The 24,335-nt window shown below is 37.0% G+C and carries 22 protein-coding genes; 11 read left to right on the plus strand and 11 right to left on the minus strand.

Annotation, left to right across the window (positions count from 1 at the left end; all coding sequences use genetic code 11):
• Positions 1 to 112: 112 nt before the first annotated feature.
• Entirely contained in the window at positions 113 to 952 is an 840-nt protein-coding gene (locus MM236_RS04315) for a 1,4-dihydroxy-2-naphthoyl-CoA synthase (protein WP_241273698.1), read from the minus strand.
• A gap of 95 nt (positions 953 to 1,047) precedes the next feature.
• Between MM236_RS04315 and MM236_RS04320 the strand changes: the two genes are divergently transcribed.
• From MM236_RS04320 to MM236_RS04330, 3 genes are read left to right on the plus strand one after another with little or no spacing between them, the layout of a single operon-like run.
• The gene (locus MM236_RS04320) at positions 1,048 to 2,124 is read left to right on the plus strand and encodes an AMP-binding protein (protein ID WP_241273699.1); all 1,077 of its coding nucleotides are present in this window, start codon (positions 1,048 to 1,050) and stop codon (positions 2,122 to 2,124) included.
• On the plus strand, positions 2,115 to 2,543 hold the full coding sequence (locus MM236_RS04325) for a DUF2141 domain-containing protein (protein ID WP_241273700.1): 429 nt from the start codon (positions 2,115 to 2,117) through the stop codon (positions 2,541 to 2,543). The genes MM236_RS04320 and MM236_RS04325 overlap by 10 nt, the downstream gene beginning before the upstream one ends.
• Before the next feature lie 28 nt (positions 2,544 to 2,571).
• Complete coding sequence (locus MM236_RS04330; protein ID WP_241273701.1) at positions 2,572 to 3,744, plus strand: ATP-grasp domain-containing protein; 1,173 nt, start codon at positions 2,572 to 2,574, stop codon at positions 3,742 to 3,744.
• Positions 3,745 to 3,904: 160 nt separating this feature from the next.
• Here the strand turns inward: MM236_RS04330 and MM236_RS04335 are convergent, their stop codons facing one another.
• From MM236_RS04335 to MM236_RS04350, 4 genes are all read right to left on the minus strand, one after another.
• The gene (locus tag MM236_RS04335) at positions 3,905 to 4,426 is read right to left on the minus strand and encodes a hypothetical protein (protein WP_241273702.1); all 522 of its coding nucleotides are present in this window, start codon (positions 4,424 to 4,426) and stop codon (positions 3,905 to 3,907) included.
• Positions 4,427 to 4,530: 104 nt separating this feature from the next.
• A complete protein-coding gene (locus tag MM236_RS04340; RefSeq protein WP_241273703.1) occupies positions 4,531 to 5,448 on the minus strand; it encodes an IS1595 family transposase in 918 nt (305 codons plus the stop codon).
• Between the two features lie 121 nt (positions 5,449 to 5,569).
• Positions 5,570 to 6,148: a hypothetical protein gene (locus MM236_RS04345; protein WP_241273704.1), complete on the minus strand. Its 579-nt coding sequence runs from the start codon at positions 6,146 to 6,148 to the stop codon at positions 5,570 to 5,572.
• On the minus strand, positions 6,129 to 7,400 hold the full coding sequence (locus MM236_RS04350; protein ID WP_241273705.1) for a hypothetical protein: 1,272 nt from the start codon (positions 7,398 to 7,400) through the stop codon (positions 6,129 to 6,131). Before MM236_RS04350 ends, MM236_RS04345 begins: the two co-directional genes overlap by 20 nt.
• Positions 7,401 to 7,531: 131 nt before the next feature.
• Here MM236_RS04350 and MM236_RS04355 point away from each other — a divergent pair, with 131 nt between their 5' ends.
• Positions 7,532 to 8,668 (plus strand): hypothetical protein, encoded by a 1,137-nt coding sequence (locus MM236_RS04355; protein ID WP_241273706.1) that lies wholly within the window; start codon positions 7,532 to 7,534, stop codon positions 8,666 to 8,668.
• Positions 8,669 to 8,784: 116 nt separating this feature from the next.
• Here MM236_RS04355 and MM236_RS04360 read toward each other — a convergent pair whose 3' ends face one another.
• Complete coding sequence (locus MM236_RS04360) at positions 8,785 to 9,216, minus strand: hypothetical protein (RefSeq protein WP_241273707.1); 432 nt, start codon at positions 9,214 to 9,216, stop codon at positions 8,785 to 8,787.
• Between the two features lie 471 nt (positions 9,217 to 9,687).
• Between MM236_RS04360 and rluF the strand changes: the two genes are divergently transcribed.
• The 3 genes from rluF to MM236_RS04375 all read left to right on the plus strand — a co-directional run bounded on the left by rluF (position 9,688) and on the right by MM236_RS04375 (position 12,186).
• Positions 9,688 to 10,422: a 23S rRNA pseudouridine(2604) synthase RluF gene (gene rluF, locus MM236_RS04365; protein WP_241273708.1), complete on the plus strand. Its 735-nt coding sequence runs from the start codon at positions 9,688 to 9,690 to the stop codon at positions 10,420 to 10,422.
• A 308-nt stretch (positions 10,423 to 10,730) separates the two neighbouring features.
• The gene (locus MM236_RS04370) at positions 10,731 to 11,489 is read left to right on the plus strand and encodes a hypothetical protein (RefSeq protein WP_241273709.1); all 759 of its coding nucleotides are present in this window, start codon (positions 10,731 to 10,733) and stop codon (positions 11,487 to 11,489) included.
• 16 nt (positions 11,490 to 11,505) lie between these two features.
• The gene (locus MM236_RS04375; protein ID WP_241273710.1) at positions 11,506 to 12,186 is read left to right on the plus strand and encodes a YiaD family glycine zipper/OmpA-like lipoprotein; all 681 of its coding nucleotides are present in this window, start codon (positions 11,506 to 11,508) and stop codon (positions 12,184 to 12,186) included.
• Positions 12,187 to 12,293: 107 nt separating this feature from the next.
• On the opposite strand, the gene MM236_RS04380 is transcribed toward MM236_RS04375, so the two are convergent.
• Both MM236_RS04380 and MM236_RS04385 read right to left on the minus strand, forming a co-directional pair.
• Complete coding sequence (locus MM236_RS04380) at positions 12,294 to 13,070, minus strand: XRE family transcriptional regulator (protein WP_241273711.1); 777 nt, start codon at positions 13,068 to 13,070, stop codon at positions 12,294 to 12,296.
• Positions 13,071 to 13,080: 10 nt separating this feature from the next.
• Entirely contained in the window at positions 13,081 to 13,326 is a 246-nt protein-coding gene (locus tag MM236_RS04385; RefSeq protein WP_241273712.1) for a hypothetical protein, read from the minus strand.
• A 318-nt stretch (positions 13,327 to 13,644) separates the two neighbouring features.
• Between MM236_RS04385 and MM236_RS04390 the strand changes: the two genes are divergently transcribed.
• Entirely contained in the window at positions 13,645 to 14,325 is a 681-nt protein-coding gene (locus MM236_RS04390; RefSeq protein WP_241273713.1) for a putative outer membrane beta-barrel protein, read from the plus strand.
• Between the two features lie 55 nt (positions 14,326 to 14,380).
• Here MM236_RS04390 and MM236_RS04395 read toward each other — a convergent pair whose 3' ends face one another.
• Positions 14,381 to 16,624 carry a Tex family protein gene (locus MM236_RS04395; protein ID WP_241273714.1) on the minus strand — a complete coding sequence of 748 codons (2,244 nt, stop codon included), beginning with the start codon at positions 16,622 to 16,624 and terminating at the stop codon, positions 14,381 to 14,383.
• Between the two features lie 271 nt (positions 16,625 to 16,895).
• On the opposite strand from MM236_RS04395, the gene MM236_RS04400 reads away from it, so the two are divergent.
• Complete coding sequence (locus tag MM236_RS04400) at positions 16,896 to 17,480, plus strand: TlpA family protein disulfide reductase (RefSeq protein ID WP_241273715.1); 585 nt, start codon at positions 16,896 to 16,898, stop codon at positions 17,478 to 17,480.
• Between the two features lie 915 nt (positions 17,481 to 18,395).
• Here MM236_RS04400 and priA read toward each other — a convergent pair.
• Together priA and MM236_RS04410 are read right to left on the minus strand one after the other, a co-directional pair.
• Positions 18,396 to 20,915 (minus strand): replication restart helicase PriA, encoded by a 2,520-nt coding sequence (priA, locus tag MM236_RS04405; protein WP_241273716.1) that lies wholly within the window; start codon positions 20,913 to 20,915, stop codon positions 18,396 to 18,398.
• A 420-nt stretch (positions 20,916 to 21,335) separates the two neighbouring features.
• Complete coding sequence (locus MM236_RS04410; protein ID WP_241273717.1) at positions 21,336 to 21,689, minus strand: hypothetical protein; 354 nt, start codon at positions 21,687 to 21,689, stop codon at positions 21,336 to 21,338.
• Positions 21,690 to 21,929: 240 nt separating this feature from the next.
• On the opposite strand from MM236_RS04410, the gene MM236_RS04415 reads away from it, so the two are divergent.
• On the plus strand, positions 21,930 to 22,154 hold the full coding sequence (locus MM236_RS04415; RefSeq protein ID WP_241273718.1) for a hypothetical protein: 225 nt from the start codon (positions 21,930 to 21,932) through the stop codon (positions 22,152 to 22,154).
• 84 nt (positions 22,155 to 22,238) lie between these two features.
• On the plus strand, positions 22,239 to 24,335 hold the full coding sequence (locus MM236_RS04420) for a RecQ family ATP-dependent DNA helicase (protein ID WP_241273719.1): 2,097 nt from the start codon (positions 22,239 to 22,241) through the stop codon (positions 24,333 to 24,335).

Here is a 24,335-nt window from a genome sequence, read left to right on the forward strand (position 1 = left end):
TTTACCTCATATCTCTTGCATCTTGACAAGCTGTTGCTGTCTCGTCTCTCACTAATCTACACTCAATGCAACAATTAGCCTCCCCGTTTTTTGTGTGATGATCAGAAAACTACTACGGGATCCACTTCACATCCTTAAAATTTGGCTTTCTTTTTTCTAAAAATGCATTCCTGCCTTCTTTTGCTTCATCTGTCATATAAGCTAGTCTCGTCGCTTCACCTGCAAAAACCTGCTGTCCAACCATTCCATCATCTGTAAGATTAAATGCGAATTTGAGCATTTTGATAGATGTAGGAGATTTTGCCAGGATTTCTTGTGCCCATTCATATGCTGTATCTTCCAATTCATCATGTGGAATCACTGCATTGACCATTCCCATTTCGTATGCTTCCTGTGCTGAATAATTTCTCCCTAGAAAAAATATCTCTCTTGCTCTTTTTTGCCCTACCATCTTTGCCAAATAAGCAGAACCATATCCCCCATCGAAACTCGTCACATCAGCATCGGTTTGCTTGAATATCGCATGCTCTTTACTAGCCAATGTCAAGTCACAAACTACATGAAGCGAGTGCCCTCCTCCTACTGCCCAGCCCGGCACTACTGCAATGACAACTTTAGGCATAAATCTAATCAAACGCTGTACTTCAAGAATATTCAATCTATGGTATCCATCCTCACCCACATATCCTTGATGTCCCCTAGCCCGCTGATCTCCACCAGAGCAAAATGCATATCCTCCATCCTTAGGAGAAGGTCCTTCGCCTGAAAGCAAAACAACTCCAATAGATGTATCCTCCATTGCATCGTAAAATGCATCATACAATTCACTTGTCGTTTTTGGACGAAAAGCATTTCTTACTTCAGGTCTATTGAAAGCGATTCTGGCTACACCATCGCATTTTTTGTAAGTGATATCTTCGTATTCCTTTGCAGTTTTCCAGTTGATAGTCATGATTCGTATATTTTTTATTTTCATGCAAGATAACAGGCTTGTTCGAATTTTGTTGAATTTTGATAAAGGCATTACCTTGCAACATTCAAAAAAATATGGGACAAGTAATATTCAAAGATCAAATCTACACTTTTGACCAGATCCGAACTGGAAATTGGCAGCAGGATGATAAATACTTATCACAAAGCCTTGAGTTTTGCAAGGAATGGCTAAATGGTAAAACTGATTTTGAACTGAGCACTTCAGGCTCTACAGGTAAACCAAAATCAATCAATATCAAGAGGTCACAAATGGAGCTTTCTGCTGCGGCAACTAAAGCATTTTTCAAAATTAATAAGTCTCCAAAATTGTTGGTTTGTATTAACACCCAAATGATTGGTGGCAAAATGATGTTAGTCAGAGGACTATGCTGGGATGCAGACATATATCTTATCACACCAGAGGCTAACCCTCTAATTGATCTTTCACTGCAGAAAAAAATTGACTTTTGCGCAATGGTTCCTTTGCAGGTGGAAGCATGTCTTAAAGAATCAATATCGACAACGAAACTTTCTGATATTGAAACTTTGATCATCGGTGGGGCGCCACCTTCCCAATCATTGATACAAAAAATCAAGACTACTGGGATCAATGCCTTTCAAACTTACGGAATGACAGAAACTGTTTCGCATATAGCTTTGGCAAAAATAAATGCGTCGCAATTGATCTACCACACACTGCCAAATGTCAAAATTGGAACAGATGATGCCAACAGACTTTGGATCGAAGCACCTATGGCAATAGAAAAAAGGCTCCAAACAAATGATTTGGTGGAAATAGTAGCAGATGGTGCATTTCGGTGGATTGGTAGAGCAGATTTCACGATCAATTCAGGAGGAATAAAGATTCTAGCAGAAGCGCTGGAAGCTGAGTTACAAAAATACATTGAGGCGATTTTTGGCGGAATCCAATACTTTGTATTTGGCCAAAATGATGAAAAACTTGGCCAAAGATTAGTCCTATTTTTGGAAACTAAGGAGGGGGATAATAATAAGGCGCAAGAATTGCTGATGATACTGAAGAAGGAAATGAAAAAATATCATTACCCGAAAGAAATTTTCATTCTTGAAGCGTTTATAAAAACACCTTCCGGAAAAATCAACAGAACAAAAACATCAGAATTATGCTTTTGAATTTATTATTCTCTATTTTACTCATGACAGGAACAATTCCCGAACAAAGCGCCAACAATGAATTAACGCTTACGGTAGAAAATATAAAAAATTCAGATGGTGTCGTCAGAGTTTTGTTGTTCAAAGGACCCGAAGGATTTCCAGATCAACATCAATTGGCATTTCAAAATGCTTCCATTATGATTGAAAAAAACAAAGCTGTTTACACCTTCAAAAACATTCCAGATGGTACTTATGCAATTTCGCTTTTCCATGATAGTCAAAATACAGGAAAGCTAAGAACTAATGCGCTTGGCATCCCAAAAGATGGCTATGGTTTTTCAAACAATGCATCAGGGATTGTGGGTGCTCCAAGTTTTGAAAAAGCGTCATTTAAACTTACTGAAAAAGTAAAACAGATCACTATTAAGTTGAAATAGTATTACTTTTAGTGGAAATTTCATCCTTATGATTTTATTAGATTACCCATTTGTTTCCGATTTCCTATTGGAGACTATAGAGCAATTTCAATTTCCAGTAGTTGCAACAGCGGAAGCGAAAGAATTGGCAAAAAACAGAAATATCCACTGGATCTCTGAGGAAGCTGCTAAAGCTCATATTCAAGATAATGAAAAAACATCTATCTATACAAATTCGGAAAACTCTATCAGCTGGGTTCAGCGAAATGCAAGTGGTACAAGATTCCCTGATTTAATTGAGCTTTTCAAGAATAAATTCAAATTCAGGGAATTGATCAAAGATATTTACCCTGATTACTTTTTTCACTCAGTTCCATTTAGTGATTTAGAATCCTTGGATGTTTCAGAGTTGAAATTTCCTTTGATTGTAAAACCGGCAGTGGGCTTTTTCAGCATTGCTGTGCACAAAGTAGATGATGCAAAAGAATGGCCTCAAACAGTCGCTGAAATTCAGCAAGAAATCAAAAATACACAAACCTTTTATCCAAAAGAGGTGATTGACAATACTGATTTTCTATTGGAGGAATATATTCGAGGAGAAGAATATGCTTTTGATTGCTATTTCGATAAAAATGGCGAGCCTGTTATCCTGAATATTTTACACCATGTATTTATCTCCGAAAAAGATGTCAGTGACCGCTGGTATTACAGTTCGGAGGATGTCATCAATCAACTTCATGATCCATTGATAGCCTTTCTCAAAGCTATTGGAGAAAAGAAAAAAATCGAAAATTTCCCCTTACACATTGAAATACGAGTCGATAAAAATGGAAAAATCACACCTATAGAAGTCAATCCAATGCGGTTTGGAGGTTGGTGTACTACGGCGGATTTGACTTGGTTTGCGTACGGCGTAAATTCTTATCAATATTTCTTTGAATCGAAAAGACCTGATTGGGAAGCTATTTTCCAAAATAGAAAAGACAAAAAGTACAGTCTAATCCTTTTGGATAAAGCAGCTAAATTCAAAACAGAGGAAATCGCATCATTTGATTTCGAAGCGATTGCCAGAGATTTTGAAAACCCACTTCATGTCAGAAAATACCCCTTAAATCAATTTGGAGTATTTGGGTTTCTGTTTACCGAAACGAGCAAAGAAATGGAAAAGGAATTGAGGGATGTACTTCATGATGATCTGGGGAGGTATATTAATATGAAGTAATCCATAAATACTCCCTCTAATTCGTGAAGTAACTTTCTTGCGAAGAATTCACTCGATTCACTACATTGGTAAAAACTATACCAACCTTTTCCAAAACCATCCTCGCTGTGGAATAGTATTAAAATTTCTTGAAACATCCACTTACTAACTCCTGATTTTTTCAAAGAAAAAATATATTATTTGTGAAAATTGCTGAAAATAGATCCAATTCCTTTTCTAGGTGATCTAAATGAATATTCTTAACCCTAATTGAAGCATATAAATTATCAAATTTGGAGTAATCCTGAAATAATTTTCCTACTTCGTAAAGTAGCTTTCTGGCAAAAATTTCACCCTCTTCATCATAGGGATAGTAACTATACCAGACTTTCTTTGAACCATCTTCCAAAGGGACAAGTGCCTGCTTTTGATAGTCAGCAAAATGTACTCCATATACTCCAAGCATACTTACGAAAAGCACTAACCCCTTACAACCAGGACCAGCCATCCTTACTTTCACACTCAGAATATGATTCCCATGCTGAAAGGAAGAATCCCTAACTTCATATACACCATCCATCGCTCTTACTCTTTCAGCAAATTTCTCCCATTCTGACAAATAATTGTTTCGCATTTGACCTAGTTTTGAATATTTCTCCTCCATTATCGGGATCAAGGGAGAATTCCAATCCCATGGATCCATAGTAAAATCATTTAATAATTTAATGTAAGATTCCGGTTTATTGACAATTGGTTCCATAGATAGCTGAGGAGTCTGGGGCATTTAAATTTATATGTGTATCCGCATTACTGCACGTAAGGATGAACAGCTGCAATAATCAATCGGTCAAATAGTCTTTCTCCAAAATATCTTCGGTTAAGCTTATAGACGAATTCATTGATGTAGTTCTGTAAATATTTATACGTGATCATGTGATGTATTCCCAATAGATTTCTTTTCAGGTTACTGATTCCCTTATGCACCCATTTTAGGGTTTCATTGACACTTACTTTATCTGAAACAACCATGTAATGTGTGTCAACAATATCTGCAATATCAACATAGGCTGTGTTTTTGTCGGTAAACAGGACGATATCTCCAGCGGCATTCTTCTTGATGAATTTGTTCACATGATCTGAATCTACTTTTCCTAGTACTTCCATTTTATAATATCCACATGCTCTGTCTTTCTTTCCTGTTCTGGGATCTTCAAGTGGGGTAGATTCGGCAGCCACTGCTACTTTTGCCTGCCCTTGGCTCCCTTTTCCTCGTTTAAGGTTCTGCTTTACCTGTTTTTTGGTTGCAACTTCTACAAAGCATTCATCAAACTCAATCATGTCATTTAAGATGTACAGCGAATCCCTTTTACCCATCATGGCACGAATCTTATGCATCAGTCTGAATGCAGTATCATATCTTGACAAGCTAACCTGCCTTTGGAATTCAAGACATGAAAGGCCTTTCTTACTAGCTGACATGAAGATAAAAGCCAACATCCAGGTGTGAAGAGATATCTTACTTTTTTCCATTACAGTTCCACTTTTTAAGGAGCTCCTCCTTCTGCATTGACTACATTCAAAGAATTTCCCACCACTGAACCAGTAATGCTTAGTAATGGATTTACAGGTTTTACAGCATATTCCCGCCTTTTCTCTGCTCTCTTTGATATAAACTTCGCAGCTTTCTTCATCTGGAAAGTATTGTAGAAATTGAAGTATTGTCATAATGTTTCCTATTTTTATACAAGAAACAACAGCAGATTTCAACCTACAACTAATTGACACGTATTGTCAAATTTTGTCACGTGCATTCAAGCGGATACACATAAAAAAATAAGTGAATGTTCTATAAAAATATAGTATTTGTAGTAAAAATAGCTTTGAATAAATCCAATTTTTTTTCAAAATTCCCTAAATAAATATTTTCCACTTTAATGGAAGCATATGCATTATCAAATTTTGAAAAATCAGGGAAAAGAATCCCTACTTCGTTTAAGATTTTACGGGATAGAATCTCATCTTCCTCATCATAGGGATAATAACTCAACCAGCCTAATCCATAACCATCATCTAATGGAACCATGGCTGGCTTAGCATAATCCACGAAAAACACTCCATAAAGACCAAGCATGCTTACTAACAATACGATCCCCTTACACCCTGTTCCTCGTCGTCTAATTTGAGTACTTAAAATATGAAAACCGTGTTGAATTGAAGTGTCTTTTACTTCATCTACATTATCAAGATTACTTAACTTTTTTAAAAACAATTCCCATTTTGAGGAAAATCCAATTCTTTTGATGCTCAATTCCTCTTTTTTTTCTTCCATGATCGAAATTAAAGGCGAATTCCAATCCCATGGATCCATAGTAAAATCCTTCAATAATCTAATGTAAGATTCCGGTTTATTGACAATTGGTTCCATATGTAGCTGAGGAGTCTGGGGCTCCATTGTTAATTTGACTTGTAATATTACTTCCGGGCATAATTGATTTCAAAAATTTGTACGCAAAACTTACGAATTCATTTCTTACTACAAATTGATTTTCTGGCAAATGGGGATTAGGAACAGTAGCAATAACTCCAGAGGCCGCATGATTAGATGCCCACCTAGAGATTTCCATCACTGCATTTTTCGAAAAAAACCAATTTGTTTCACCACTGCTCATAGTCATGGGGTAAATATCTGAATTATTCAATAAATGAGGAAAAATATCATAGATTAATTCAATTGGGGATTTGTGGATTCCAATAACCACAGTATTTGCATAGTCTATATTATTCATTTGAGTATTTCTTATGCCATTTGCAAGTTGAAAATAAGCATTAAAACTACTTGACGTCTGACCGTTTTCAAATCTTAATCCATTGATATTGGTATGCCAGAATCCATTATTTGACCCTGCTACAAAATTATTAAAGGAATTGCTACAGAGTTTTTCTCCAGGCGCTTCACCTAATTCATTACCGCCTCCACCTCCACCCATTCCATCATCAAAACAGGCATCATCTCCATTACAACCACTTGAGAAACATGTCGTATGTGAATATTCTTCCCCTATTACAACTCCGTTATAGGTATATACCCAGTACCAATCAATACAATCAGGCATGTCCATAGTCGAGCTATTTGTCTGATTTGTAGCTAAATCATTAAAAAACTTCCTAATCTCAATTCCATTTGATTGTTTACCTGATACTTGTTGATAGGAAAGGTCAAACCATAAAAATTCTACTTTGGGATCTAAGTCCTGATTCAAATAACCATTAATAATCTTAAATTCATTATTCAAAAGATAGTCTATACTCAGGGCTGATAGTTCAATTATTCCCGAAGAAACAATTTCACCCAAATCGTTAAATTCAAAAACAACTCTTCTTAGATAAGCCTTTTCACCATATGAAACCATAAGTTTTCTGTGAGCAGGAATAATCAGTAATTTTTGATCTTCAGACTGAAATGCATCACTCCACTTTGGGGAAATACTCATATCCATTTTAATCCTTTGATTCATGGAATGACTACTTTCCTGAAAAGCATCATAAAAAATTCTTGCTGTTTCAATTAAATCTTTTTGAATTTCAACTTCTCGAATCGGCTTTTCAGGAGTAATGCAGCCATAAAGTGAAAAACAACCTATTATAAGAAAGTGGAGAAAATTCTTTAATGCTTTCATATATTTCTTTTTTTGAACTAAAAATACCCCCCCGAATTTAATTTCAAAGTTTTCTAATTATTATTTTTAATAAAATTCCCATATAACATCTATTAACTTTAATAATATTTTCCATTTACTAATTTTGAAAAATGAAAAATCTACTATTTACAATTTTGATAATAGGAATTTTTGGCTGTTCAAAAGACAAAAACTCTAATCAATCCATTTCTTCAAATTATGAATTAGAAATCACGGATTCTATTAGAGTTGATTACCTAGAGGAATTGATACTATTTGATATTGATGATGGAAGGTTCTTAGCAAAAAAAGATCTTGTTTCCTACATTATTTTTGACGAAACCGGTAAAATCACCTCTCATATTGAGCTCAAAACAGATGGTCCAAATGCGATAAACATGGTCTATTCAGCAGGTTTCTTTGGTGGGAGGTTTACAATTATGGATCTAAATAAGGGATTGATACAGTTTACAAATGAAGGAGAAATAATCAATAATATCTCCATACCTGAGGACTATATTTACATGCATCCTTACAACAGACCAGCCTTCGAACTGGGGAGTAAATTAGCTTACTACCGTCCAGAAAGAGATCTAATTGACTGGGAAGACCAAGAGAAGTTTTACAAAGAATATTACAAAACACCTTTGTTGGAGGTATTTGACCCTATTACTAAAGAAGTCGAATTGAAAATGGAAATCCCTGAAACCTCAATCTACCAAGACGGAGATTTTCATTTTCTTTATCATCCACAAATCGTTAAAAGAGGGAAGATTTGGTATTTGTTCCTAATGGCTGAACTGAAGTTTTATGTCTATGAAGAGAAAGATGAAGATCTGATTTTCAGAGAAAGTGTAAGTCTAAATATCAAAGACCATGTCCCTTTCCCCCAGGCCGATTTGCAAAACAGATACGAGTTATTTTCTAAGCTCGAGAAGGTAATCTCATCCATGATAGAGCAACTCTATGCGTTTGATGATAAAATAATTCTTATATATAGAAAAGGAGTAAATGAAAATATAGTGCAGAATTACAATCGTGAAAATCAATCTGAATGGCGGGAATTCTTAGAATCCTTGCCAAAATATGCAGCTGTTTTTGATTCTGAATATAAATTGCTTCAAGACGATATAGAATTGCCTAAAGGAATAATCTCTACTCCGGTAGCAAATAAAGACGGTGAGATATTTGTTCAAAAAAACCAAAGTTATTTTGGAGAAGAAGACTGGAACACTTATTACAAATTAAAATTGACTGAGAAAAAATAATAAAATAATTGAAATGAAAATCAGTTTCAAGAATGTCCAATATCTCTTTAAGAATATAAAAAAGGCTGTTTCATCAACTGAAACAGCCTTTTTTTTTGACTTTATCTATTTCTTTCTCAGTTTTTATAAAAATCCCTGACAAAAGCTAGCAACTGATTGTCAGTCATTTTATCTGCATTTTGGACAGAAATCCATTTTTCTTTGAAAGCTTTGTTTTCCGCAATTCGATTTTTGAATTGATCCTTTGCAGTGCCTGGACCAAATAAAAGTACGTCCTCAAATTTCCCAATTTTATCTTCGAGCATCTTATAATATTCATTCAGCTCATTTTGTGCAATGTTGTTTTTGCGGTATTCGTTGTTAGAAAGTACAGAAGGATTTGGAGAAAAACGAGCAGTATCGCTTACTTCGCCTTCTTCTCTTTTTATTCTTTCGTGTGGAGAGATAAGAGATTCTATGAATGTAGCCTCACCATCTTGATAACCAATAAAATGCGCTTTTGACTGATCAAGCCATACTCCAACAGATTTATAATTCATCTTTTCCATATATAGTTTAGTTTATAGTTTCAACGAATTAATATAAACATTTCTTATTATTATTCAAAAAAATATAATGATAAAGCTTAAAATCAATTGAGGCTAAGCTACTTTCAGAACAGGCAATTATCAAAGCTAAAATTCGCAAAGCATTCAGATTATGTTTATTGCCAGTTTTTTAGCGCATAAGAAATAGGATGAAATATTGAAGAATTTCTTTATTGTGAAACTCATGATTAAAGAATTATGCAAAAGATTATATGAGTATCCTCTTGTGTACATGTATGTATATTAAAACACATAAATCATGCTGATAATCGTCAACAGACAACAGTTTACGGTCAACAAATTGATCCAATAATCTATTGCTTGGCTAGGTGCAAGAAAGCGGATTCACATTAAAGATTAAAGGGTAAACTAAATTCAGGTATTATTCATCAAAATTCAGAAAATGATGAAAATAGCCATAAATTTGCAACAATGGACGAATCACAAGCTACAAGAGTCAACAAGTACCTCAGTGAAGTAGGATTTTGCTCAAGAAGAGGTGCCGATAAGCTGATCGAACAGGGAAAAGTAACCATCAATGGCAAAATCCCCGAAGTAGGAACCAAGGTAATGCCTGGCGATGAAGTTCGTGTGGATGGAAAACTGATAAGTCCTCCGAAAAACGATTTTGTGTACATCGCATTCAACAAACCTGTAGGGATCGTATGCACCACGGATATCAAAGCGGAAAAAGACAATATAATTGAGTACATCAATCACCCAAAAAGAATATTCCCAATAGGCAGATTAGACAAACCTAGTGAAGGACTGATATTGCTGACTAGCGATGGAGATATTGTCAATAAAATCCTAAGGGCAGGAAACAATCATGAAAAAGAGTATATCGTGACTGTCAACAAGCCAATAACTTTTGATTTTCTGGAGAAAATGTCTAACGGAGTACCGATTTTGGATACTATTACCAAGGAATGTAAAGTAAGAAAAATAGGAAAAAACAAGTTTAATATCATCTTGACACAAGGACTCAACCGACAAATCCGAAGGATGTGTGAATATTTGGGATATGAAGTAACTAGGCTCAAAAGAGTAAGAATCATGAATATCCAGTTAGATATCCCTTTAGGAGAATGGCGAGACCTAAGCAAGCAAGAAATGGAAGAAATCAACGGAATGCTAGCCAATTCCAAGAAAACATTTGAGATTTGAGAGGAGAAGCAAGAATTAAGTAACGAGATGAAAACCATGAAGTTTAAATTCCGCTACTGAAGGTCATCGGTAGCGGGAGTTAAATTTTGATTAACACATTGATTTGAAATTCGATATTTTACTGACGGAAGACAAGTTCGGCGATATATTTAAGATAAAGTTCAAATGACGATTGTAATTATAAAAAGGTCAGGACATGGCTGATGCTTCCTTCACCCTTTCCCTTTCACCTCTCTCAACCTTCCTACTTCAAGACCTTCTAATTGATCAGCTAGCTATAAACAACCAACCTTACAAAAAATCAAAATATGCATTTAAAATCAGAAGACCTTATACGAATCGAGATAGATTTTGACTCAGGAAGTATTCCACCTCCATTTAGTCATACATTTAGGTTGAAAATCAGCTTTGAGAAGAATTTTCTAAATACACAATTAGACCTAGAATATACCCATCGTGAGGAATTGACCGACGAGGAAATCTTAGATGAAGGGTTTCCTTTAGACGGTAATTACAACTACGTAGGTGAGCTACACAATGCCTGGGAAAAACCTCTCAAATCGCTTTACTTAACATCCAAATGGGCAAACAAAAAATTGGATGAAGATGAAGGAGGCGTACGTGTGCTCGCAAAAGATCTTCATGGAAAAATCACTCGGACTGTTCCTTTGAATCAAGAGGAATGGCAGTATTTGGCACAAGAAATCATTCAGGCGATTTACGAGACGAGCAAAAAAGAAGCCCCATTGATCATTAATTTCTTGAAGATAGACAATGATAAAACTTTGGAAATTTCTTTAACAATGAAATTTTCTATCAGAAAAGCTTTAGCAACAATAGATGGACAAGAGAAAGAACTGAGTTGGGAGAAAACAAAAGAATTATTATCCTATGTATTTTTGCCTGATTATGACTACGACAAGGCCAGAGAGGGCAAACCAAGCAAAAGAGGTATTTATATAGATTGTGGAGATGGCTTTTGGCATGAATTTGGAAAAGGTATTTACAACATAGATTCTTCTTATGATGCGGTATCAAAAATCAGGGAAGGATTTTTAAAACTATAACCAATTATTATTTATTATGAAAAATTTCAAATCTATCAAAAGCATCTTTGCTCAGGTATTAGGGGCTGCATTTTTGTTTAGCTGTGCCAGCTGGAATAACACTGAAAGAGGTGCCGCAGTCGGTGGTGGCACAGGTGGTGCAATCGGAGCTGTAATTGGAAACAAAAGTGGTCAAGCAGGAAAAGGCGCCGCAATCGGAGCTATCGTAGGAGGTGCAGCAGGTGCTGCAATCGGTATCTACATGGACAAGCAAGCCAAAAAAATCGAAGAAGAAGTTAAAGATGCAGAGGTTGAAAGAGTGGGAGAATCTATCAAATTGACTTTTGATTCAGGTATACTGTTTGGTTTCGATTCTTATTCATTGACTCCAGATGCCCAAGAGAATATCATGAAATTTGCGGAAATCCTAAAAGAATATCCAGATACTGATCTATCCATCGAAGGGCATACAGACAATAGAGGGGCATATCAGTACAATCTTGGTCTTTCAGAAAGAAGAGCCGCTTCTGTAAAGAACTATCTAAAAATGCAAGGTATCGAAGATTCAAGAATGTTGACGCTGGGACTTTCCTACGACAAACCTGTGGCATCTAATGATACAGACGAAGGAAGAGCAAAAAACAGAAGGGTTGAAATCTTGATAACGGCCAACGATGAATTGGTAGACAAAGCAGAAAAAGGAGAAATTAAGGACTAATTTCAACTTCTACTCAAACAAAAAAAGCCAGCGAAAGTTGGCTTTTTTTTGTGTCATTTCTACTTAATCTTCAATTTGGGAGGCATCAGGAGAAGTCTTAAATAAATCTAACTCCTACCCTTCATCTTTACAATCTCAGATCTCAAATCCAATATCATTTTAGACAAATCTTCTATTGTCATTGGGTTATTACGATCTTTGGGATTGGGAAAATCAGTACTGATAAAAGCTTTAGCTTCCCAAACTTCCAAAATATCTTCTCCTTTGACCTCATAAGGTTTGTAATGCTCATTGTCAGATACTAAAAATAACTTGCCATTCTCTTCCAAATAATTGAACACTCGCTTATACACAACTCCTTCTGAAGCAGTTACCAAAACGTAGGTCTTCCCACTTTTTATATCTCGCAATTGGTCAACATATCCACCAACAATCAAGGTACCAGGTACCATTGGCAACATGCTATCCCCTGCGATTTCGAAGGCTCTATATGATTGGTTACTAGCCAAATTAGGAAGCCTAAACTGAGGCAATGATTCCATGTAATCTGGATCAGCAAAACCATTTAAGTAACCTGCGGATGCTTTTTGACCTACCATGGTAATACTTTCACGATCAGATTCGTCCACGGCAATTGTTAGAATCTTGGTGTCTCTACTTTGAACTGCCTTCCTACCCTTTTCTTGGATATCATGGTAGAGCAATTCATCCATGGACACTCCAAACAATTCGGAAATCACCTTCAAAGCCAAAAGCTTTGGCTCTGAACGCCCATCCTCATAGGCAGATATCATAGTCCGCTGAACTCCGAGTTTTTCTGCAAGCTCTGATTGGGTGATATTCTGCGAAGTACGTAGATGTCGAAGGTTTTTAGAAAGCAGCATAAGGTCTTGTTTAAGCAGAATAAAGATAAAAATTATGATCGTCTTTCATTGGTTGCTTGACCGAAAATGGATTGGCCATTCTTCGCTGCTCCATTCTGCTTTTGATTTCTTCCATAATCTCACCAACAGTCTTTGGTTCATTTACCAGCAAATATCCATACTGAGGCTTTTTCTCATCTTCAATAAAAAATTTGACTTGGCAATTCCCTGATGGCAAGGTCGTTTGAGTAAGGCTGATTTTAGTGATGTCTTCCATAGCTTTATTGATTTAACAGGAGCTAATATAAGAATGTTATTTTAAATAACACGCATGTGTTTATTAAATAAACTCTAATTTGACATCAGTTGTCTAAAAATTTAATCAATGAGTCTTTTAACTCTTAGATGAAATTGAGAAATGGAGATTTTTATTTAAGTTGACTTAACTTATAAGCATTTAAAATAAAGCTTATTCATTGATTATATAATGTTAATTAAAAAATCTCTATTGAATCATCGTCTTGTCTTAAACTTTTAATAGAGGAACACCGTAAGAATTTTCAGACAATTATCTGTACACCACAATCAAAAATCTATGAAAATTAAATTTCTATTATTATTTGCTATGTTATGTAGTTCTGTTGCTTTTGCACAGACGGAAGATGAAGACGAAAAAAGTGTCTATGATTATTCGAAAACCAAACACGAGTTGGCTGTTGATGTAAGGCCTATATTCGGTGGTAATTTTAACCCTTCTCTATTCTACAGAAAAAATTACACAGGATCAAAAGGGAAAAACATGGGTTTTAGGTTAGATATGAGTTTCAATAATAGGTTCAATGAAGACCAATATTCTTTTCAAAATTTTATTTATAACAAAGCAAATAATCTAGATTATGGACTAAGAATAGGTTTAGAAAAACAAAAGTTTATTAATGAAAAATTCATAGCCTATGGTGGTTTGGATCTTATATTCGGATTTTCCAATTTAAGATTTAGAGAAAGAACTGACCTGCCACCTTTTGATAATACAGCATTTGCAAATGTTGATGATTTTAGGTTTGGAATAGGGAACTTTTGGGGAGTGAAATATCATCTTAACTCACGATTGAGTGTTTCAGCTGAGACGGGCTTTGATGCGATTTACTCAAATAGAGTAATCAAAATAGCTGAAAGCACACAGAATTTTTCTGAAGTTGATAAACAAGATGGCATCTCCTCTTTTGCATTAAACCTTATCCCTTTAAAAGCTTTGAGAATAGCTTACCATTTTTAACGATCCAAAATTCAACAAAAAAGCCTCTAAGATTAATTTCCTAGAGGCTTTTTAATTATCTAAATTTCCCTTTGAGCATGGCCAATTTCGCAGCCAAATCCCCCTCTGCTACTTGAGGATCTTCTTTCTTCTCCTTAGATTTTGACTTTCCCCTTTCCGCAAATGGATCGGACTTCATACTAAGGCCAATCCTCTTCCTCTGAATATCTACTTCCATTACAGTAACCTCCACTTTTTGATTCACTGTGACTACTTCATTAGGATCATTGATAAATTTGTCTGCCAAATGACTCAAGTGCACCAAGCCATCCTGATGAACTCCTATGTCCACAAAAGCTCCAAATTTGGTGATATTGGTAACTATTCCAGGAAGCTTCATTCCAACTTTCAGGTCTTTCATTTCATTGACACCCTCCTGAAAGCTAAACAACTCAAAACCTTCTCTTGGATCCCTTCCTGGCTTGGAAAGTTCATCCATGATATCTTGGAGCGTAGGCAATCCAACTGTTTCTGAAACATAGTTTTTCAAAATAATCTTGGATCGCAACTCTTCCGAACTCATCAAATCAGTTAGCTTTGCACCAATATCTTTGGCCATTTTCTCAACCAATTCATACCTTTCTGGGTGCACTGCAGATGAATCCAATGGATTTTTCGCATTTCTGATTCTCAAGAATCCTGCAGCTTGTTCGTAAGCTTTATCACCCAATCTTGGGACTTTCTTGATTTCTGACCTGCTTTTGAATGGTCCATTTTCAGTTCTATATGCCACAATATTCTGTGCCAATACAGGCCCAAGCCCAGACACATAAGTCAACAATTGCTTTGAAGCTGTATTGATCTCCACACCAACACCATTTACACAACTCATGACTGTATCATCCAAAGAATTTTTCAAAGCCGATTGATCCACATCATGCTGGTATTGCCCCACTCCTATGGATTTGGCATCTATTTTCACCAACTCTGCCAAAGGATCCATCAACCTTCTTCCGATTGACACTGCTCCCCTGACGGTCAAATCCTGATCAGGAAACTCTTCTCTTGCCACATCTGAAGCTGAATAGATCGAAGCTCCACTTTCATTGACCATGGTCACGATGACACTTTTTGGCAATCCAATGGCTTTCACAAATGCTTCTGTCTCTCTACTTGCAGTTCCATTGCCAATAGCAATGGCTTGAATTTGGTGTTTCTCTACCAAATGCCTGATGGTAGCAGCAGATTCTGCCGTACGCTTTTGAGGTTCATTAGGATATATGGCATCAAAGCTCAACAATTGCCCTTGAGGACCTAGACACACAGTCTTGCAACCTGTTCTAAAACCTGGATCGATAGCCATCACTGATTTTTCTCCCAAAGGTGCTGCAAGCAAAAGTTGTCTCAAATTCTCCGCAAAAACTTTGATCGCATCTTCATCCGCTTTCTTTTTGGTGAAAAGTCTGACTTCTGTTTCCATAGAAGGTTTCAGAAGTCTTTTGTAGCAATCTTTGATCGCCATTCGAACCTGCTCCACAGAAGTATTGGCGGCATCTTCCAAGATCACATTTTCCATCAAAGCAATGGCCGACAATTCCTCAGGACAAGAATCCAACATCAAGAAAAGTTCTTTCTCCCCTCTCCTCATAGCCAACACACGGTGCGAAGGGGCCGTTTTCACAGGTTCTGACCAGTCAAAATAATCTTTGTATTTGATGGCCTCAGCTTCTTTTCCCGGCAAAACTTTGGATACAAATGTCCCTTCATTGATAAAGAGATCTCGCATTTTTTTCCTAAGTTCAACATTTTCATTGACCCATTCGGCGATGATATCTCTTGCTCCCTGAAGTGCCTCTTCGCTCGAAGGGACCTCTTTGCTTTCATCTACATATTTCTCTGCCTCTGTTTCGAGGTTTATCGAAGTTTGTTCAAAAATCAATGTAGCCAATGGCTCCAAGCCCTTTTCCTTAGCGATCGTAGCTTTGGTTCTTCTCTTAGGCTTGTATGGTAAATACAAATCTTCCAAGACAGACATGGTCTCTGCACCATTGATCTTCTTTTCCAATTCATCAGAAAGTTTGCCTTGCTCTTTGATAGATTTGAGTATAGCATCCCTTCTTTTGTCCAATTCTCTCAATTGGAGCGCTCTATCTCTGATCCCTGCTACTTGCACTTCATCCAAGCTCCCTGTCACTTCCTTTCTATATCGGGAAATAAAAGGCACTGTAGCACCCTCGTCCAATAAGGCAATGGTGTCAGTGACTTGCTTGAGTTTGATATTCAGCTCTTCGGCTATTTTTAAATAATGATCTATATTCATTTTCTTGTTTTAAAAACTTCAAAATAGGTGCGCAATTTACAGCATTCAAGTTTGGTATGGAAAAAGAAATCTTACTTATTGTACCTTTGGTCACTAAGATATTGGTAATGTGATGGTAATTTTGAATTCAGGTATTTGATCGAAATTATTCATTCAAAAGGATCACTTAAAGTTTAAATTAATCAAATCTATCTTGATACTACACTAGTTTCTCTTTTACAGCACCAATTACTGATCATCTGATAACCTATAACTATTTACATTTGGCATTATGACAAAGAAATTTGATTGGAAAAAAGAAATAAAGAGCTGGGGATTAATCCTTTCAGTTTTTGCTTTTCTTTATTTTACTGGACTGATTACACCAATTATGGGTGGAGTGCAGTCTCTGCTTCTTTCCACAGGACTGATCAAACCAAAAATCACATTAGTCAATAAAGAGAATTTGGATTTTGAGTTTACCGGGAGATTTACAGATCAGCAAGGATCAATTATCGATCTGGAAGCTTATCGAGGTAAGACTGTTTTCATCAATCTCTGGGCAACATGGTGTCCTCCATGTCGTGCAGAAATGCCACATATTTCGGAAATGTACAAGAAAGTCAAAGACACTGAAAACCTCGAGTTTTTGATGATTGCGTTAGACAAGGACTTTGAAAAAAGCAAGAAACTCCTGGATGACAAAGGTTGGAGCTTCCCAATAGTCCATGCGAGCCATGGGCTGAACAATTCCCTCCAATCAGAATCCATTCCCACCACAATAGTCATCAATCCCGAAGGAAAAATCGTCTTCTACCAAGAAGGAATGAGTAATTTTGACACTGAGGAGTTTAGGGGATTTTTAATTGGATTTTAGATTTTAGAAGGTAAATTTTAGATTTTTCGTGGTTCTCGTAAAGAAGGCTAAGGAGTAAAGTTGCGCTGGGAGACGAGAAAATAAAAACGAGAGACTAGAGGCGAGAAACGAGATGCGACCTTTGAGGTTTCAAAAAACCTCGAAGGTCTTCACGATGAATAGTTTAGGGGCTTTTTAATTGGGGTTTTAGATTTTAGAAGGTAGATTTTAGATTTTTCGTGGTTCTCGTAAAGAAGGCTAAGGAGTAAAGTTGCGCTGGGAGACGTGAAAATAGAAACGAGAGACTAGAGGCGAGAAACGAGATGCGACCTTTGAGGTTTCAAAAAACCTCGAAGGTCTTCATGATAAATAGTTTAGGAGGGGGTTAGAGGGATTTTAGATTTTAGATTTTTGAAGGTAGATTTTAGATTTTCAGGGGATCTCGCAAAGTTGGCTGAGGAGCAAAGTTGCGCTGGGAGATTAGAGGCTAAAGTAGAAGCTGTAAGACAAATTTAATTTTTGACTACGTCACCTCGATCCCGAAAGCATTCAGGAGAGAGGTCTCGTCCTGTTTTTAAAACAAGAAAGTGAAAAAAGAAGTTGGAGTGTGAAATTCAGTAAGAGATTTCTCCCCGTAATTCTACGAGGCAGGCTCTTCTAGTCGGAATGGAGAAGCGAGACAGAAGCAGGGATGAGATCAACCCCGAAGGGGTTAAACTTTGAATAGCCCCGGATTGCTATCCGGGGATCAAAGTCGATGAGCGAAACAACAACCCCGAAGCGGGTTGAACTCTACTAATTGTAAGAAAAAGTGTCAACTATTTTCAGGACAAGACAATGATTTGCCTCTATAAAAAGGACATAAGTATAAAAAGCATCTAGTAACATCATTCTCCAAGATGTCAGCCAACCTTAAAACCTTTGAACATTTTAACCTTAATAAGGATCCACATCCACCACGACCCGCACACTCCTGAATTCCTTGTTTGCATACATTTCCTCTAAGATCAATTGCAGATCGTGTTTGAAAACTGCCTGTGCATTTCCAGACTTATCTAGCTTCACAAGACTTTCGAAAATATACTGATTTTTGATTTTACCTATCAGACCCTTTTCTGGCCCTAGCATGATTTTTTTTACCTGAATGTCATTTAGCAGATTATGTAAATGTCGGGCAGCTTTTTCCGCAGTCTTGTAATCCTTTTGCCTTGTGGAAATTTTGACCAACTTGACAAATGGTGGATAGAAAAACTTCTGCCTTTCGGTCATGTCTTGGACGTAGAAATTCTTGTAATCACCCTGAATCACTTTTTCAAAAATGTAATGGTCGGGCTTTCTACTTTGGATCACTACTGTGCCTCGCTTTTCCCTTCTTCCTGCTCTACCAGCTACCTGTGTGATTTGCTGAAATGCCCTTTCTCCTGCCCTAAAATCAGGAAAATACAAAATCCGATCAGCATCCAAAATACCAACCACAGTTACTTTCTCGAAATCAAGCCCTTTGGTAATCATCTGTGTACCCACCAAAATATCAATATTTCCAGCTCCAAACTCTTCCAATAAACGCTGATAACCATATTTACTTCTGGTAGTATCCAAGTCCATCCTTGCAACCCTCGCCTCTGGAAATAAAAGTGAAATATTCTCTTCGATACGCTCAGTCCCCAAACCTACAGCTGCCAATTTGCCACTTCCACAAGCTGGGCAGATTTTCGGTACCTTCTCCTTGAATCCACAATAATGACAGCGCATTTCTTCTCCAAACTGATGATAAGTCAAACTCACATCGCAATGCTCACACTCTGGAATCCAGCCACAATCCTCACAGGAAATATATGGCGCATAGCCTCTCCTATTCTGGAAAATCAAAACCTGCTCCTGCTTATTCAATGCCTCCTGTATCTTTTCCCGCATCAATCTGGTGAAATCAAGTTTGAGCAGATTTTTCTTCTTATCCACCAAAATATCCGAAAGAAAATACTCTGGCAGTTGCGCTTCTCCGTATCGGCGATCTAGCTGTACGTAGCCATATTTCTTCGTTCTGGCATTGTAGTAACTCTCAAAAGATGGTGTCGCTGAGCCAAGTATGGTCTTAGCCTGATGGAGCCAAGCCAGCATGATGGCAGCATCCCTCGCCTGAAATCTCGGGGCAGGATCATATTGCTTGAATGAAGCTTCGTGCTCTTCATCCACAATCACCAAACCCAAACTATCAAAGGGCAAAAATATCGAGGACCGCACTCCTACCACAAAAGAAAACTTCCCACTGATGACTCCATTCCAAACCTCCACCCGTTCGTTATCGGAATATTTGGAATGGTACACACCCATTTTGCTCCCAAATACTTTCCTCAACCTGCCAACAATATGAGTAGTAAGGGCAATCTCGGGAAGAAGTAAAAGGATCTGACTGCCGCTTTCGAGGGCTTCTTTGATCAACTGAATGTAAATCTCTGTCTTTCCACTTCCTGTGATCCCGTGAAGCAAAGTCACCTGCTTGTCTTCAAAAGCCTCCTTGATCTCTTGCATCGCGAGCATTTGCTCATCTGACAATATTATCTTTTCATCACTTTCCTCAATTTCCTCAAACCGACTGATTATCAATTTATATTCCTCCAAAACATTGTTTTTGATCAGTGTTTTGATGGAACTCATGGATAATCCGGCTTCTGAAAATGCTTTTTTATCCAAACCTTTTGTATTCAATTCCGGATTCTGATAGACTGGAATTTCCTGCAAATATTTGAGTAGGACTTCTTCCTGCTTAGGTTTGGAATCAAGCACTTGGAATAGGCTTTCCAATGCTTTTTTATCTTCAGCATACTCTTTTCTCAGACGGATTCTTGTCTCTACTTTCGGAGTATATTTATCTTTTACTTTTTCGAATACGATAATCGCTTCTTTGATCACCAAACTTTTGATGATTCCATGGATGGTTTTGATACCGAGCAATTGCTCACAGTCTTCATAACTCAACTCTTCCCTACTAGCCAAAGCCTGTAGGATCACCTCTTCCCTATCATCCAAAGGATACATGGAAGTCTCAGAATCATACGCCGGATTGAGTTGGATCTTACTTTCGCTGCTCAGCTTCAGTCCAGAAGGCAAGGCTGCATTCATCACCTCTCCGATATGGCAACAGTAATACTCTGCCATCCAAGCCCAGAACTTGATCTGTAGGGGATTGACCATGGCGTAGGTATCCAAGACATCCAAGATGGGTTTGGCTTCATATTCCTTGGGAGGTTTTTGATGGACCTTTCCAATGATGCCAGTCAGCACCTTTTTTTGACCAAACTGCACCATCACCCGATATCCAATCCCAATATCCTCAGAAAGACTCCTTGGAATCTTGTAGGTAAACATTTTGGGAATGGGAACAGGCAAAATCACATCAGCAAACAGCCGAGATTTCTCATCCTGAGGTTCGTAAGTATCTCCAAATAAACTTTCCAAAAATATAGTCTTTAATCAAGTTTTCATTTTGGTCTTGGGAAAAGACCCTTAGGCAAATATAGGGAAATGGAGTTGGTGATTATAGATTTTAGAGGGGAGAATTTTAGATTCAAGATGTAAGATACAAGAGGCAAGACAAAGTCTCATTGAGAGCTCAAAGTTGCAAAGATACGCTGGGGATAGTAAATGTGGGTTTAAAATCTAGAGCATAGTGGGTTTTTGATTCATTATTCGGAGTTCAAAATTCATAATTTAAAAAATGTTGAATATTGAAATTTAAATTTCGAATTTATGAAGTTTTATAGGAAAAACTAAGGCCTATAAAACACGGGAAGTAATGTCAAGGAGAATCAGGATATGAGTTTTTAAGTTGGATAATAATGGAAGAATTTAAGTAAAAACAGATTATAATAATTCAAACTATAAGTTGATTAGCTCTTTAAATAGTTGAGTGGTATAGTACCCACCTGTTTGCGATGAAGTCCCCTTAAATTCGATAAAACCTATTTCTTTTAGCAAAACTATATATCTCTCTATCGTTCTTTCACTTCCTATATTGGTTATTTTGAGATAATCCGGTGTTCTTTTTCCTTCATTTTCCAAAATTACTTTTAAAAGTATTGCCAACTTAGTTTTTGTGCTTTTAGTAGCTCCGTCAATAGCTCCGTCAATAGCTCCGTCAATAGCTCCGTCAATAGCTCCGTCATTTATTGTATTTGACCTTTCCCTATTAGAATTCACGATTCCTGAACTCAAAGGGTGTGGAATCACCATTTTAAATAGGAAGTTTGAAGGTTAAATAAAGAACTATGAAAAGCGCTTAGAAGCCTTACTAGATCTCCATTAAAACCACTTGAAGATTCAAAAAATATTATAATTTCAAAAAACCACTGGTGTAGCATTGGAAAGTCTAATTCAGATTTTCTGGCAAGATTTTCTGAATATTTAAGAGCTATTTTCAAAGATTCTCTGAGAGAGAATTTCTTAGACATATTAACTCTAACAATTTTTGATTTGGACAAATTTGCTGTCCAAGAAGCTTTTGTTGAAATCGAGCGTACTTTTAGGCTAACGGATATTCAAATTAAGTTCCTTCAAGAAATTGTAGTATCTTTACCCAAGCCAGAGCTCTTGGAAGTTGGAGACTTTTATATACAGGCCATCAATTCAAAAGCATCCAAGATGGAGGAATTGTTGCCGTCTTTGAATCCAAAGTTTCAGTTCAGGTATTTGAGATAGTAAGGAAGATTAATTTGGGTGTGGGGTAAGGAGTGAAATTATAGCCATAAAGAACCCTTAAATAAATTTTTAAAATTATTATTTATGAGTAAGGAATTAGCTTTATCACTTTTACGAAAATCTTTAAAAGATGAAAATGCTGTATTTAGAGAAGGTCAATGGGAAGCGATTGAAAAATTGACTGTTTTAAAACAAAAACTACTTGTATTGGAAAGAACAGGCTGGGGTAAGAGTTCTGTATATTTTATAAGCACCAAAATTCTAAGAAGTCAAGGAAAGGGACCAAGTATTATCATTTCTCCACTTTTGGCTTTAATGCGAAATCAGATCGAAGCTGCGGAAAGGTTAGGTATAAAAGCTGCAACTATTAATTCTACCAATATTGAAGAATGGCAGAAGATAAAAGATTCTGTATTGAGAGATGAAATAGACACTCTACTGATCTCCCCAGAGCGATTAGCAAATGAAAGGTTTATCGAAAAAGTCTTATATCCTATAGCAGATCGAATAGGACTCTTTGTGGTAGATGAAGCTCATTGTATCTCCGATTGGGGACATGATTTTCGACCTGATTATCGTCGCATAGTGGGAATTTTAAAACAAATGCCTGCAGGTATGCCCATTTTAGGAACGACCGCCACCGCAAATAACCGAGTGATTGCAGATATCAAAGAACAACTTGGTGGTATTGAAATTATCCGAGGTACTTTAACAAGAGAAAGTCTCAGGTTGCAGAATATCATCCATCCAGATCAAGCTTCGAGGTTAGGTTGGCTAAAAGAGAATATTCCACTTATGAAGGGAAGTGGGATTGTATATGTATTGACAAAGAGAGATGCAAGAATAGTGACGCATTGGTTAACGCTATGTGAAATCGATGCAGCAGCCTACTATTCTGGAATCGAGGATGAAAATTTTGAGGATTCGAATACGTATCGAGAATTTTTGGAGGATTCTCTTTACAACAACGAGTTGAAGGTTTTGGTAGCTTCTACCGCTTTGGGCATGGGATATGATAAGCCTGACTTAAGTTTTGTAATTCATTTTCAGGCGCCAGGATCTATCATTGGTTATTATCAGCAGGTGGGTAGAGCCGGAAGGGCTATAGCTAATGCTTATGGAATATTACTATCCGGTAAAGAAGATGCTGATATTCATAAATATTTTAGAGAAGGAGCTTTTCCGCCAGAAGAAACAGTGAAGGATATTTTGCAGAAGTTAGAGGATCATGATGGTTTGTCCATCCCCAAGCTTCAGGAAGTTTTAAATGTAAAATATGGTCAAATTGAACAAACGCTGAAGTACCTGAGTGTAGAAGACCCATCCCCCATTACAAAAATTGGTTCGCAATGGAAACGAACTGCTGTACCCTATAAGATGGACACCGATAAAATCCAAAGGCTAACCAATCAAAGACTTGAGGAATGGAGAAGTATTCAAGATTATGTAGCTACTGAAAATTGCCTGATGAACTTCTTGCAAGATCAATTGGATGACCCCATTGTTGGACAGTGTGGTAAATGTGCCAATTGTTTAGGACATAATTTGGTTGCTAGCACTGTCAAACATGAAAATATACTTGAGGCATCGATTTATTTGAAACATTCTGAATTTGATATTGAGCCAAGAAAGCAGATTCAGAGAGGAGCATTATCAAACTATAGTTGGGCAGGAAATTTACCTCTAAGACTTCAAGCAGAAACCGGAAAAGTATTATCTCGTTGGGGGGATGCAGGTTGGGGACACTTAGTTGCAGAAGGTAAACGTAAAGAGCATTTCAGTGATGAATTAGTGGATGCTGTAGCTGAAATGATAACTGAAAGATGGCAACCATACCCATTTCCTGAATGGTTAACTTGCATACCATCCATCAATCATCCTAACTTAGTACCTGACTTCGCCAGGCGCCTTTCAGAAAAATTAGGATTGCCATTTCACCCAATTTTAAAAAAATCAAAAAACACACAAGCTCAGAAAGAACAAGAAAATAGCTTTCATCAATGCCGAAATTTAGATGGTGCTTTCCAGATTGATGGAAAAGTTGAAAATAAACCCGTATTTTTAATCGATGATGCAGTAGATTCACGGTGGACTTTTACCATTGCTGCTGCTTTACTTAAAGAGAATGGGTCCGGACCAGTTTATCCAGTAGCACTCGCCTCCACATCAGTAAACGATTAA

This window comes from Belliella calami, from assembly GCF_022549695.1.
GTDB lineage: Bacteria > Bacteroidota > Bacteroidia > Cytophagales > Cyclobacteriaceae > Belliella > Belliella calami.

Excerpts from the sequence above, each read along its gene's own strand:
- MM236_RS04315 (WP_241273698.1), bottom strand. The coding sequence starts at position 952 with ATGACTATCAACTGGAAAACTGCAAAGGAATACGAAGATATCACTTAC.
- MM236_RS04320 (WP_241273699.1), top strand. The coding sequence starts at position 1,048 with ATGGGACAAGTAATATTCAAAGATCAAATCTACACTTTTGACCAGATC.
- MM236_RS04325 (WP_241273700.1), top strand. The coding sequence starts at position 2,115 with ATGCTTTTGAATTTATTATTCTCTATTTTACTCATGACAGGAACAATT.
- MM236_RS04330 (WP_241273701.1), top strand. The coding sequence starts at position 2,572 with ATGATTTTATTAGATTACCCATTTGTTTCCGATTTCCTATTGGAGACT.
- MM236_RS04335 (WP_241273702.1), bottom strand. The coding sequence starts at position 4,426 with ATGGATCCATGGGATTGGAATTCTCCCTTGATCCCGATAATGGAGGAG.
- MM236_RS04340 (WP_241273703.1), bottom strand. The coding sequence starts at position 5,448 with ATGACAATACTTCAATTTCTACAATACTTTCCAGATGAAGAAAGCTGC.
- MM236_RS04345 (WP_241273704.1), bottom strand. The coding sequence starts at position 6,148 with ATGGAACCAATTGTCAATAAACCGGAATCTTACATTAGATTATTGAAG.
- MM236_RS04350 (WP_241273705.1), bottom strand. The coding sequence starts at position 7,400 with ATGAAAGCATTAAAGAATTTTCTCCACTTTCTTATAATAGGTTGTTTT.
- MM236_RS04355 (WP_241273706.1), top strand. The coding sequence starts at position 7,532 with ATGAAAAATCTACTATTTACAATTTTGATAATAGGAATTTTTGGCTGT.
- MM236_RS04360 (WP_241273707.1), bottom strand. The coding sequence starts at position 9,216 with ATGGAAAAGATGAATTATAAATCTGTTGGAGTATGGCTTGATCAGTCA.
- rluF (WP_241273708.1), top strand. The coding sequence starts at position 9,688 with ATGGACGAATCACAAGCTACAAGAGTCAACAAGTACCTCAGTGAAGTA.
- MM236_RS04370 (WP_241273709.1), top strand. The coding sequence starts at position 10,731 with ATGCATTTAAAATCAGAAGACCTTATACGAATCGAGATAGATTTTGAC.
- MM236_RS04375 (WP_241273710.1), top strand. The coding sequence starts at position 11,506 with ATGAAAAATTTCAAATCTATCAAAAGCATCTTTGCTCAGGTATTAGGG.
- MM236_RS04380 (WP_241273711.1), bottom strand. The coding sequence starts at position 13,070 with ATGCTGCTTTCTAAAAACCTTCGACATCTACGTACTTCGCAGAATATC.
- MM236_RS04385 (WP_241273712.1), bottom strand. The coding sequence starts at position 13,326 with ATGGAAGACATCACTAAAATCAGCCTTACTCAAACGACCTTGCCATCA.
- MM236_RS04390 (WP_241273713.1), top strand. The coding sequence starts at position 13,645 with ATGAAAATTAAATTTCTATTATTATTTGCTATGTTATGTAGTTCTGTT.
- MM236_RS04395 (WP_241273714.1), bottom strand. The coding sequence starts at position 16,624 with ATGAATATAGATCATTATTTAAAAATAGCCGAAGAGCTGAATATCAAA.
- MM236_RS04400 (WP_241273715.1), top strand. The coding sequence starts at position 16,896 with ATGACAAAGAAATTTGATTGGAAAAAAGAAATAAAGAGCTGGGGATTA.
- MM236_RS04410 (WP_241273717.1), bottom strand. The coding sequence starts at position 21,689 with ATGGTGATTCCACACCCTTTGAGTTCAGGAATCGTGAATTCTAATAGG.
- MM236_RS04420 (WP_241273719.1), top strand. The coding sequence starts at position 22,239 with ATGAGTAAGGAATTAGCTTTATCACTTTTACGAAAATCTTTAAAAGAT.